Source organism: Nocardioides sp., assembly GCF_025964975.1.
Taxonomy (GTDB): domain Bacteria; phylum Actinomycetota; class Actinomycetes; order Propionibacteriales; family Nocardioidaceae; genus Nocardioides.
Map to the genome: position 1 here is coordinate 18,869 of NZ_JAOPXV010000165.1, position 11,937 is coordinate 30,805.

Consider the following 11,937-nt stretch of genomic DNA (forward strand, 5'->3'; position numbering starts at 1 on the left):
CTGCCCAAAGGACTCACCTTGCGCCAGCTCCCGGCGAGCCGCCCTGCCCGCTTCCGTGATCGTCGGCCTGATGGCCACCTTCGCGGTCGCTGCACCGGCAAGCGCAGCCTCCGGCAGCTTCACCAATCCGGCCCCCATCGTCCTTGACACCAGCGAGTCCACAGGCGGCTCGAACGAGACGACCATCCCGCTCGGCGACCCCACCGGCCCCGCCTCGGTGTATCCGTCGACCATCGACCTCACAGCGCCCGCCGGTGCAGAGATCAGCGCCGTCACGGTGTTCATGCAGGGCACGATGCTGCTGAGCGACGCCTACGGCTCCAACTCGTTCAGCAACCCACTGCAGTTCGGCACCACCGGGCCCGTGCTCGCGGACGAGGCGGCGTCGGGCTGGTGCCTCTTCTCCATCTGCAGCAACGGCCCGGTCGACTGGGACACCACGACCGGTGACTCGGACGCCTTCCCGGCCCCTGCCCCCGCCGGTGCGTCCGACGACTTCGACGACCTCTTCGGCACGTCCCCGACCGGCACGTGGAGCTTGTACGCCGCGGACGACACCGACGGCTCCGTCGGCTCGATCTTTGGATGGAACCTCACCGTCAGCTACTCGGTGCCAGCTGAACCGGACCCCTCCGCCGTGCCCGTCAGTGGCCTCCCGAACAGCATCACCGACGTGAGCCTGGTGCTGAACGACATCGACCTGCCGTCCCTCAACAACACCGAGCTCGTCCTCGAGAGCCCCGACGGCCGGCGCGCACACGTCCTCAGCGACGCGGGCGGCGAGGTCGAGGGCAGCGGCAGCTGCTTCCCCTTCCCCTTCCCCTTCTGCGGGCCTTTCCTGGCCGGTGCCGAGGTGGCGGAACCGCCCGGTGACCCTGGTGACGAGAGCGTCACGCTCACGCTCGACGACGAGGCAGCGGATCCCGTCCGCCGCAACCACCTGCCGGCGAGCGGTTCCTACCAGCCCGTCAACTACGACGACGGCGACCCCAGCGAGTTCGTCTCGGGGTTCGACACCAAGAACCTCACCTCGTCGCTGTCGACCTTCGACGGAGCCGACCCCAACGGCACCTGGAAGCTCTACGTCTCCCAGGAGAGTGGCTCGATCAAGGGAACCATCACCGGTGGCTGGTCGCTGCAGATCACCACGGCCGACGCCACCGCCACCCCGGTCATCACGTCCCCCACCAACGGCTCGAACGACGCTGACGGCACAGTCACGGTGACCGGCACTGCGGCAGCCGGCTCGTTGGTCAAGGTCGTCACCGGCGGCAAGACCCGCAACACCGTGGCCGAGGGCGGCGCCTGGACCGTGACCTTCGGGGATCTCGCCGACGGTTCGCACACCTTCACCGCCACAGCGACCGATGGCTCGGGCAACGTCTCTGCCCGGGCCAGCGTCACGGTCACCGTTGCGCGGCCGGCCGCCCCTGTCGTCTCGGAGGCCGACACCACGGCTCCCAAGGTGCGCACGGTCAAGCCGCGCAAGGACGAGGACCGGATCGCCGTCTCCGCGTCGGCCAGGGTGCGCTTCAGCGAGGCGATGGACGTCGCCTCGGTCAAGCATGCGGTCAAGCTCGTCTCGGCGGAGACCGGCAAGGCCGTCGACGTGAAGCTCACCTACAAGGCTGCGAAGAACAAGGTGATCATCGACCCGAAGCACGACCTCGAACGCAACACGACCTACCTGGTCGTGGTCACGAGGACCGCCAAGGACCTCGCTGGCAACGCACTCCGCAAGACCCGCACGTCCCGCTTCAACACTCTGTGATCCACGTCTGACCCGTCCACCCCGGACGACGGCGCACCCGCGTCGTCGTCCGGGGTGGACTCATTCTGGGCCCGCAACCCTGGATCATGGGCGACCGGATCGGCGTGATTCTGGCTCACCGCCGACGAGTTCCCCGCTATCGCACATGGGTCCAGCGCCGCCTGACAACGCGGGAATCTTTGCCTGCCGGAGCCAACGGTCTAGATCATCTCTGTCAAGGACGGGCCATTTCCGACGTTCGGCGTTCGAAACGCCGCTCCGAACATAGGTTCGGTGATACCAGGGCCGCGTGCGGCGGCCACGCTCCAACAGCGAGGAACAACATGACCCACTGTCCCCCCCGGCGAGCCCTCTCGGCTCTTGCCATCACCGGCCTCCTGGCCACTATGGCCGTGGCGGCCCCCGTCTCGGCGGCTTCAGGCAGCTTCACCAACCCGGCTCCCATTTCGGTCGCCGATGTTGACCGTGAGGACGGTGACGACTGGCAAGGGACCGACACTGACATCGAGTTCGGCGAGGACGCCGGTGCCAGCTCGGTCTATCCCTCAGAGATCGAGTTCACGACCGCTCCCACAAACGCGCGAATCAGCGAGATCGGGGTCTACGTCGAGCTGACCCATGAGAGGTTGGACGACCTCGACCTGATGCTCGTCGGTCCCAACGGCAAGAGCACGATGCTCATGAGCGATGCCGGTGGGGACAACCCCTACAACGGGTACATCAACTTCTACCCCGACGCGGACCAGCCCTTCGCCGACGACAGCAACTCCGGCTCGCCCGCATGGTGGACGGAAGGTTTCTACTACGCGGACTCCATCCCGGTCGACTGGGACACGACGGCCAACGACTCCGACACGTTCCCGACTCCGGCGCCGGCCTCTGGCCCGAGCGAGTTCGACGGTTTCTACGGCACGTCTCCCAACGGCACCTGGAGCCTGTACGCCGTCGACGACACCACCGGCGCCGTCGGCAACATCAGCTATTGGGAGGTCTGGTTCGACTACTCGATCGCTGCGTCGCCGAGCCCGTCGACCCAGATTGTCTCTGGCCTGCCGAACGGGATCACCGACGTCAATCTGTCGCTGACCGACATCGACCTGGGCTGGCTCGACGACACCGAGTTCGTGCTCGAGAGCCCTGACGGTCGCCGCGCCCACGTCCTGAGCGACGCCGGTGGTGACGATCACGCACTGGAGGACGTGACCCTTCACCTTGACGACGAAGCTGGCGTGCGAGTCCACCGGGACCTCGCTCCGACCACCGGCACCTACCGGCCCGTCGACTACGACGACGACGACACCGAAGTTGAGTACGTCGGGGGCTCTGACACTGCCAACCTCAGCTCCGCCCTGTCGACATTCGACGGAGCGGACCCCAACGGCACCTGGAAGCTCTACGTTGCCCAGGAGGAATGCTTCTGCAATAGCAGACAAGCGCAGGCCGCAGTGGCAGCGGAGGGAGACGTCAACGCCATCTCCGGTGGCTGGTCGTTGGACATTACGACGGCCGACGCCACGTCGACACCGGTCATCACCTCGCCTGCCAGCGGATCAACCGACACCGACGGAGCCGTGACAGTGACGGGCACCGCAACAGCCGGCGCACTGGTCAAGGTCACCACGGGCGGCAAGACCCGCAACACGGTGGCTGAGAGTGGAACCTGGAGCGTGTCCTTCACCGACCTCGCCAACGGGTCGCACACCTTCACAACCACCGCGACCGACTCCTCGGGCAACGTCTCCGCACCGGCCACCGTCACCGTCACCGTCGCACGTTCTGCCGCCCCAGTCGTCACCGAGGCGGACACCACGGCTCCCAAGGTGCGCACCGTCAAGCCGCGCAAGGACGAGGACCGCATCGCGGTCTCGGCCTCCGCGATGGTGCGCTTCAGCGAGGCAATGGACCCCGCCTCGGTCAAGCGTGCCGTCAAGCTGGTCTCGGTCGAGACCGGCAAGGCGGTCGAGGTCAAGCTCACGTACCAAGCCTCGAAGAACCGCGTGCTCATCGATCCGAAGCACGACCTCGAGCGCAACACGACCTACCTGGTCGTGGTCAAGCGGGCCGCCGAGGACCTCGCCGGCAACGCACTCCGCAAGGCCCGCATGTCCCGCTTCAACACGTTGTGATCCACGTCTGAGCGCGGGGGCCGTCGGCCGGACAGGTGAGTCCGGCCGACGACCTCGTTCATGACCGAGACGCGGTCAGCGGTCGAGCTCCTCGTGGTCGTGCTCGGGGTGCAGACCACCACCGCCGGGGGTGCTGGTCGAGCCGCTGACCGGTCCAGCCGCCGGTCCGTAGTCCGAACGACCGCTGAACGCTGTCTCCGACGAGGCCAGGCCCTGCGAGGCGACGTAGTCGTGGAACACCCGCTCGATCTCGTCCGACCCCTGCGGCCCATCGGCCGAGTTGCGCCCGACCGGGAAGCGCGAGTTGTCCCCGTCGTAGGCGAAGCGCACGAAATTCGGCGACCCGATCATGTCGAAGTTCAGGTTGAGCCTGATCTTCGCCAACTGGGCCGGGGTCTGCTCGGCGACGTACGCACGTGAGCCCAGCAGGCCGAACCCCTCGACACTCCACCAGATGAAGCGCACCTTGTTGCGCGGCTCGATCCCGCGGGCCGCGAACTGCTCAGCAATCTCCAGGATGCCGGCCGAGCCGGACCCGTTGTCGTTGATCCCCGGGTCACGAGTGACTCTGTCGAGGTGCGCGCCGACGACCACGACGTTGTCGGGGTCGCCGGTCGGGGTCTCGGCGATGTGGTTCTCGGTCGTGCGGTTCTCGTTGACCCGATCGACCTTGACGCGCACGGTGCTGCCGGTCGGAACGTTGATGACGCCGTTGCGGAGGTCGTCGCCGATCGCGAAGCTGGTCCCGACCACGGGCGCGTTGTAGGACTGCGGCCCACCGAGGGTGCCCGCCAGCGCGGCGGTCCGCCCGGCCTGGCCCTCGTTCAAGACGACGACGGCAGAAGCCTCCCGCGGCCGCCGCGTTGGCCGCCTTCGTCGAACGGGCAGGTGCCCCGCTGGACCAGAGCGATCGTCCCCGCCGGGAAACCGCCGAAGTTCGAGGTCTCGCAGCCGCTGGTGTGGCCGTTGTCAGCTCCGGGAGCGGGGACGACCAGGTCCACCGCCGTGACGGCGGCCGTCACGTCGCCGTTGGGGGAGAACGTCATGGACGAGACGTCGACACCGTCCACGTAGTCCACCCGGGCCGGGCTGGTCTGCTTGAAGACAGGAGGGGTGCGGTCGGCGTTGAAGACGAATTCGAACGGGTCACGAGTGACCGTGTAGCCAGCCGCTTCCAGCTTGGTCTCCACGTAGTCGGCCGACGCCTGGTATCCCGGCTAGCCAGCGACGCGGTTGCCGCCGTTGGCGTCAGAGATGGCCTGGAACGCCTGTAGGTGCTCCCGAACGCCCTCGAGGGTGACCGCCTTGCGCAGCCCCTCGTTGCGTGGCAGCACCAGCACGGTGGTGCTAGGAGGCGTGAGAATCTTGCTCCCCGGGATGGAGTCGAACCATCGTCGCTAGTCCTGATTCAAAGTCAGGCGGGCCCTGCCGGCAGACCAACCGGGGATAGATGCGTAAGCCTAGGGCCCGGCCGCCGGTCGGCGAATTCGGACTAGGGTCACCGGTGTGGACCTGCCTGTGATGCCACCCCTCCAGCCGATGCTCGCGAAGTCGGTCAAGGCCGTGCCTGCCAGCGGCGGCTACTCGTTCGAGCCGAAGTGGGACGGCTTCCGCTGCCTGGTCTTCCGCGACGGCGACGAGGTCGAGCTGACGAGCCGCAACACCAAGCCCCTGACGCGCTACTTCCCAGAGGTCGTGGCGGCTATCAAGGAGCAGCTGCCGGAAAGGATCGTGCTGGACGGAGAGCTCTTCGTGGCGATCGGTGAGCGGCTGGAGTTCGAGGTCCTCCAGGAGCGGATCCACCCCGCGCAGAGTCGCGTCAAGATGCTGGCGGAGAAGACCCCGGCCGGTTTCGTGGCCTTCGACCTGCTGGCCCTGGGCGACAGGTCCTACCTCGACCGGCCCTTCCACGAGCGTCGGGCGGCCATGGCTGACGCCCTGGGGGGGCTGACCGGACCGTGCTTCCTCACGCGCACCACGCTGGACGTCGCCGAGGCCGAGGAGTGGTTCGACGACTTCGAGGGCGCTGGGCTCGACGGCGTCATGGCGAAGCCGCTCGATGCGACGTACGAGCCCAACGCCCGCACGATGCTGAAGATCAAGCACGAGCGGACCGCCGACGTGGTCGTTGCCGGCTACCGCGAGCACAAGACCTCCACGCCCGAGAAGCCACTGCTCGGCAGCCTCCTCCTCGGGTTGTACGCCGATGGCGAGCTGCAGCACATCGGGGTCAGCGCGAGCTTCACGGCTGCCCGACGGGCCGAGCTCATCGAGGAGCTGCGGCCGCTGGTCTGCCCGATCGAGGACCACCCGTGGGGCAAGTGGCAGGAGTTCCTGACCGCCAATCCGGATCGCGTGCCCGGGACCCAGAGCCGCTGGAGTGCCGGCAAGGACCTCGGCTTCACGCCGCTGCGTCCCGAGCGGGTGCTCGAGGTCAAGTACGACCACATGGAGGGCCGGCGCTTCCGCCATACCGCGCACTTCAAGTGCTGGCGCGACGACCGCGATCCGGAGTCCTGCGGCTACGAGCAGCTCGAGGAGCCAGTGACCTACGACCTCGCTAGAGTCCTGAGCGGGGCCGACAACCGAACAAGGGGCGATGAGAATGACTGACAACATCAACGACGGCGCCGGGACCTACGACGTCGTGCTCCTCGTCGAGGCAGCGATGTCGGCGGGCGACGCGACGCAGGTCAGGTCGCTGCACGAGGACATCTCCGACACGGTCGTCTACCACGTGCTCCTCCCGATCGAGGACGCCTCGGCCCGCATCGAGGCGTCGCTGGGCACCCTCGGGGCAGGCGACGTGATGGCTGCACCGGCGATGGTGATGAGCGACGTCGACCTCGACGCCGTGCGCGAGGAGTGCCGAGAGCGCTCGCACCGCGACCTGGCACTCACCCTCCAGGCCATCCACGCGGCGGGCGGCCAGGCCGTCGGCGAGGTGACGGCCGAACCGCCGGTGGACGCGTTGGCGTCCAAGGTGAGCGAGGTCGATGCCCGCGAGGTCATCGTGCTGACCCGCCCCCACCTCGTCGCCGAGTTCTTCCACGTCGACTGGACCTCCCGTGCGCGCCGCAAGATCGGGGTGCCCGTCCTCCACCTCCTCGAGCAGGAGAACTTCGACGAGCAGGCCGGTGGCGGTGAAGGCGTCACCGGGTTCTGAGCCCGGCCGCACATAGGGTGAGCGGGTGAAACTCGCCCCACGCCTGCGCCGGTCGACGCGACTGTCGGTAGCGTTCCTCGTCTTCAACCTGGACGGCATGGGCGGCACGTCCCGATCGACCATCACGCAGGTGAACGCCTTGGCGCGGCGCGGCAACGTCGAGGTGCGCCTGGTCTCCGTGACCCGCAGCGCGACGACGCCCCACTACGCGATCGATCCGGCAGTCGTCGTGCACTACCTCGTCGATGCGCGCGACGAGGACCCGCGCGCCAGCAGACCTTCGCGCCTGATCCCGCCACGTTGGGACGGGCAGTTCTCCGAGCTCACCGACGACGGTCTCGACGCGTTGAGGTCGCTGGACGTCGATCTCGTGGTCACCGTCACCCCCGCCCTGATGGCAGCTGCGGTCCAACTGCTCCCCGCAGGCACGAAGGTGCTCCACCAGGAGCACCGCAGCTCCGCGGACCGGGTCGGCGGGATGGAGCCACTGCTCGCGTTCGCCCCGCGGGTCGCCGCCGTCGCACTGCTGACCAGGTCCACCGCGGCCTGGCTGGGCGCCGAGCTGGGGTCCACGGCCCCCGAGCTCGTCGTGATGCCCAACCCGCTCCCGGTGACCGAGCAGCCCGCCTCGAGGCTGGACTCCAGGACGATCGTCGCGGCCGGTCGGATCGTGGCGGAGAAGCAGTTCATCCACCTGCTGCGCGCCTTCGACGAGGTGGCAGCAGACCTCCCGGACTGGCGGCTGCGCATCCTCGGCGACGGACCGCTGCGGGACGAGCTGGCGGCCCATGCGGCCAAGGTCGGCCTGGCTGATCGTGTCGAGCTGCCAGGCGCCGTACCCGACATGGCGCCCGAGTGGGCCGCGGCCGCCATCTGTGCGCTGTCGTCGAAGACCGAGGGCTTCCCCCTCGTCGCGCAGGAGGCGATGTCGGCCGGCGTCCCGGTGGTGAGCTACGACTGCCCGTCGGGCCCGCGCGAGCTCGTTGCGCACGGTGTCAGCGGACTCCTCGTCGGTGCCGGGTCCAAGGCTGGCCTCGCCGCCGCGCTCCACGACGTTGCCAGTGATCCGGAGCTCCGCTCGAGGTTGGGCGCCGGGGCCCTCGCCGCCTCACGCCGCTACGACGCGGATGCCATCGCCGCCGAGTGGGAGACGATCTTCGCCCGGCTCTGCGCCGGTGAACCCACCTCCGCAGCTGCTTCAGGACCCTTCACCCGTGACGGCATGCCCCTCCCGGTGCCCCCGATCACTCCCCGTGAGGCGCGTCAGGAGGCCCTGTCCCTGGCGATCGCGGCCGCAGATGCTGCCGGGCCGGGCTGGTTCGTCATCCCGACCCACGACAACCCTGCTCCGACCGTTGTCGTGCCCGCAGCCCACCGCGCGGCCGTCCTCGCCGGGCTGGCCGACATCCCGGACCACTTCTCGCTGCTCGACCCCGGTGACCGCGGTTGGCCCGTACGCCGCCTGTCGGCTCGGAGCCTCGTCGAGACCCTCCACGGCGCAGCCCCCAACCGCCTCGTCCTGGAGCCGTGGCCACGCAGCCAGGGCGTGCGGTCGGTGCTGGGCGAGGAAGCCGGCGTCGAGATCGAGTTCTGGGACCGCTTGCCGGACGGCACCCTCGTGCCGCCGCGACCCAACCGCTGGGTGCGGACGGTGCCTCCTGGCACCCCGACGACCGAGGTCACCGTCGCCGATGTCAAGGTGCCCACGCTGGAGCTGATGGCCGCCCCGACCGCCTTTGACGTGGCGTTTCCGATCGATGCGGTCTACACCTGGGTCGACGGAGACGACCCCGCCTGGAACGCCGCGCGTGCTGGCCGCGAGGGGGCCGACACTCGCCGTGAGGCCGCTGGCCGGGCGCGGTTCCGGAGCCGCGACGAGCTGCGTTACTCCTTACGGAGCCTGCACCTCTTCGCACCCTGGGTGCGCCACATCCACATCGTCACCGCCGGTCAGCGCCCGACCTGGCTCGCGGACCACCCGGGTATCACCCTCGTGGACCACCGCGACATCCTGCCGGCCGACGCGCTCCCGACGTTCAACTCCCAGGCCATCGAGACCGCGTTGCACAAGATCCCCGGCCTGGCCGAGCACTTCGTCTATGTCAACGACGACGTCTTCCTCGCCCGGCCCATCCGGCCCGAGCGGTTCTTCTCCCCCGGGGGTGCTGCCGCGGCTTTCGTCGGGGACGCTCCCATCGGCCTCCCCGACACCTCCGACAAGCCCTTCCTGCAGGCCGCGCTCAACAACCGGGCGCTGCTCGAGGACGCCTTCGGCGTGGAGACCACCCAAGTGATGGCGCACTCCCCGCACCCGCACCGGGTCTCGGTGCTGGCGGAGATCGAGGCGCGCTTCCCCGAGGCGGTCGCCCGCACCGCGCGATCGGCCTTTCGCAGCGAGACCGACATCTCGATGCTGTCCAGCCTGGCCCAGCACTACGGGCTGCTCACCGGCACCGCGTTCCCCGCCACCGCCAAGCAAGCCTTCGTCGACCTGAGCAACGCCCGGGTCGAGCGCCAGCTCAAGCAGCTGCGTGCCCGCGACCACGACTTCTTCTGCGTCGGCGACCACCACGAGTTCGCCGTCGACGCAGCCGTGGTGGACGCGATGCTGGCCCGATTCCTGGTTGACTACTTCCCACTGCCGGCGCCGTGGGAGCGCTGAAGCCCGCTCACCGCCGGAAGAAGCCCGGCTTGCCCCGCGCGGCGAGCTCCGCCTTCACCTCGTCGAGCTCACGACGGAGCTCCTCGAGCTGGGCGTCCTTCTTGCGTCGGACGTCGCGCCGGCCGGCGGTGACCCGAGCGGTCGTGGCGTCCATCGCGATCGCCTCGGAGAAGTCGAAGAGCTCGCCGTACTCCCCCTCCAACCCGGCCAGCTCCTCGATCGCGCCGGTCTCGGACGGGTCGTCGACCAGCGCGTTCATCGCCTGCCAGGTGTGCTCGGCGATGCCCTGGAGCTGCGGCGGCACCGCGATGTCGTCCCAGGTGATCGCGGACCGGTTGAGCCCGGCGTCGATGAAGTCGTCGACGTCGTGCGGTTCGCGCGTGCTCAGGTCGGCGTTGTAGCGGATCCCCGTCTGCTCGCCGGCCCGGTGGAGAGCCGTGCGCCAGTCGGCCAGCAGGTCGGCATACCGGACGAAGGCCCGCGGCAGCGAGCGGGTGGAGCGCTCGGTCTCGAAGGCCGCGTTGACCCAGGCCGCGACGTTGGCCGTCTCCCGCTGGCGGCGGAAGGTCGGGGTCTGTTCGGTGAGGTACGCCGAGTCACGCGACCGCACCACCTCGGTCGGGTGCCGCAGCATCGTCAAGGTGCTGAGGTCCGCGCCGAGCTCGGCCGCGACCCTGGTCCACACCGGGAGGATCCAGAACGCGCGCGGGTCCTTCACCAGGATCTGCTCGGCGTCGAGCTGTCCGGACAGCCAGTCGCGGAGCTCCGCCTCGACCTCGGGCCGGCTCCCGGCCTCGGCCGCGATCGCCCCGGCGTCCGGGCGGGTGTCGATGGTCCGGACAGGCACCGGGTTGAGCACGCGCTTGTGGAACTCGGTGACCCACTCGGGCTCGTAGTAGCCGCGCGGGTTCTTCTCGTCCGCCGGGACCTCCGGCTGGGGCACGTGCAGGCCGAGCCGCTTCAGCGCCCCGGCCATGCTGGAGGTACCGGACCGGCCGGATCCGGTGACGAGAAGCAGGTGGGGTTTCACGCAGGCGAGGCTAGTCGCCTACGAGCTCGGCGACGATGTCGAGGTGCCCGGCGTGGCGCGAGTATTCGGCCAGCACGTGGAAACAGATCCACTCCAGCGTCGGCGGGTCGGCGGCGAAGCGCCCGCCGGGCGCCGCGACCGCATCGAGCGGAGAGGTGCTGAGAATCTCGCGAGTGCGGGCACCGACGGTGTCCAACCGGAGCACCAACGCCTCCACTGTCACGTCGTCCGCGACGACCCACCGCGCGGCTGGGAGGGTCTCGTCCGAGTCGTCGGAACGCCAGGGCTCGTCAGTGTTCCAGTCACCCCACGGCTCCTCGACCTGCTCGCCCAGGAAGCCCCAGACGAACCAACGCTGCTCCATGTGCAGCACGTGACTGAGGAGCTCGAGAGGGGTCCACCCCGACGGGACCTGCGACGTGCGCTGGGCGTCGTACGACAAGGACGCCACCTTGGCTGCGACGTCACTGCGGACCCAGTCGAGGTAGCCGACCCAGCGTTCGGCGCCTGCAGGTCCGTCCTTCGTGGGCTCCCCGCCGAACCGGGCAACGCGCTGGTCCCGGCTCAAGCGCCCTCGACCCGGTTGCCCTGCTCGTCCCAGTGGCCTGCGACCTTCTTCGACGGCTGGACCCGCGGCGGCTCCCCCGGCATCTTCGGGTGGTCCGGCGGGTAGTTGAGCTCGACGGGGTGCTCCTCCCAGAGGTCGAGCAGCGGCTGCAGCGAGTGCGCGACGTCGTCGATGCTCGCCCACGGATCGCCGCCGGCGAGGCGCTCGGGCACCGTGAAGAGGTTGAAGCCGGCGGGCGACGGCAAGGAGGACAGCTCGTCCCAGGTCACCGGCGTGGAGACGGGCGCCCCGGGGAGAGGTCGCAGGGAGTACGCCGACGCGATGGTCCGGTCCCGGGTGTTCTGGTTGAAGTCCACGAAGATCCGCTCGCCGCGTTCCTCCTTCCACCAGGCCGTCGTCACGCCGGAGTCGCGCTTCTCCAGCTCGCGGCCGAAGGCGATCGCTGCGTGGCGTACGTCGGCGAACTCCCACTGCGGAGCGATCCGCACGTAGATGTGGATGCCCCGGTTGCCGGACGTCTTCGCGAAGCCGATCATGCCCAGGTCGGCCAGCAGCTCGCGCGCCACACCGGCGACCCGGACCGCGTCGGAGAAGTCCGTCCCGGGTTGCGGGTC

10 protein-coding genes and 1 tRNA gene are annotated in these 11,937 nt (G+C 69.2%); 5 read left to right on the forward strand and 6 right to left on the reverse strand.

The features are described from left to right. The first annotated feature begins 70 nt into the window (after positions 1-70). A complete protein-coding gene (locus tag JWN68_RS12650; RefSeq protein WP_297739401.1) occupies positions 71-1,771 on the forward strand; it encodes an Ig-like domain-containing protein in 1,701 nt (566 codons plus the stop codon). Positions 1,772-2,094: 323 nt separating this feature from the next. Then, positions 2,095-3,897, forward strand: a complete 1,803-nt coding sequence (locus tag JWN68_RS12655; RefSeq protein ID WP_297739404.1) for an Ig-like domain-containing protein — start codon at positions 2,095-2,097, stop codon at positions 3,895-3,897. Positions 3,898-3,972: 75 nt separating this feature from the next. On the opposite strand, the gene JWN68_RS12660 is transcribed toward JWN68_RS12655, so the two are convergent. The 3 genes from JWN68_RS12660 to JWN68_RS12670 all read right to left on the reverse strand — a co-directional run bounded on the left by JWN68_RS12660 (position 3,973) and on the right by JWN68_RS12670 (position 5,344). Next, the gene (locus JWN68_RS12660; protein ID WP_297739407.1) at positions 3,973-4,725 is read right to left on the reverse strand and encodes a M28 family peptidase; all 753 of its coding nucleotides are present in this window, start codon (positions 4,723-4,725) and stop codon (positions 3,973-3,975) included. Next, the gene (locus tag JWN68_RS12665) at positions 4,722-5,087 is read right to left on the reverse strand and encodes a hypothetical protein (RefSeq protein WP_297739410.1); all 366 of its coding nucleotides are present in this window, start codon (positions 5,085-5,087) and stop codon (positions 4,722-4,724) included. The genes JWN68_RS12660 and JWN68_RS12665 overlap by 4 nt, the downstream gene beginning before the upstream one ends. 178 nt (positions 5,088-5,265) lie before the next feature. Beyond that, positions 5,266-5,344: transfer RNA gene (locus JWN68_RS12670), tRNA-Gln, on the reverse strand. A gap of 59 nt (positions 5,345-5,403) precedes the next feature. Between JWN68_RS12670 and JWN68_RS12675 the strand changes: the two genes are divergently transcribed. Genes JWN68_RS12675 through JWN68_RS12685 form a run of 3 tightly spaced genes read left to right on the forward strand, consistent with a single transcriptional unit; the run spans position 5,404 to position 9,725 of the window. After that, on the forward strand, positions 5,404-6,510 hold the full coding sequence (locus JWN68_RS12675) for an ATP-dependent DNA ligase (protein WP_297739414.1): 1,107 nt from the start codon (positions 5,404-5,406) through the stop codon (positions 6,508-6,510). Beyond that, positions 6,503-7,063 carry a hypothetical protein gene (locus JWN68_RS12680; RefSeq protein WP_297739417.1) on the forward strand — a complete coding sequence of 187 codons (561 nt, stop codon included), beginning with the start codon at positions 6,503-6,505 and terminating at the stop codon, positions 7,061-7,063. The genes JWN68_RS12675 and JWN68_RS12680 overlap by 8 nt, the downstream gene beginning before the upstream one ends. Positions 7,064-7,088: 25 nt before the next feature. Next, positions 7,089-9,725 carry a stealth conserved region 3 domain-containing protein gene (locus JWN68_RS12685; RefSeq protein WP_297739420.1) on the forward strand — a complete coding sequence of 879 codons (2,637 nt, stop codon included), beginning with the start codon at positions 7,089-7,091 and terminating at the stop codon, positions 9,723-9,725. A 7-nt stretch (positions 9,726-9,732) separates the two neighbouring features. On the opposite strand, the gene JWN68_RS12690 is transcribed toward JWN68_RS12685, so the two are convergent. The 3 genes from JWN68_RS12690 to JWN68_RS12700 form a co-directional block, all read right to left on the reverse strand. Next, positions 9,733-10,755 (reverse strand): hypothetical protein, encoded by a 1,023-nt coding sequence (locus JWN68_RS12690; protein ID WP_297739424.1) that lies wholly within the window; start codon positions 10,753-10,755, stop codon positions 9,733-9,735. A 10-nt stretch (positions 10,756-10,765) separates the two neighbouring features. Next, entirely contained in the window at positions 10,766-11,323 is a 558-nt protein-coding gene (locus tag JWN68_RS12695) for a DUF664 domain-containing protein (protein WP_297739426.1), read from the reverse strand. Then, positions 11,320-11,937, reverse strand: a 618-nt coding sequence (locus tag JWN68_RS12700; RefSeq protein WP_366519800.1) for a DNA primase small subunit domain-containing protein, incomplete at its 5' end; no start/stop codon positions are given. The genes JWN68_RS12695 and JWN68_RS12700, both read right to left, overlap by 4 nt.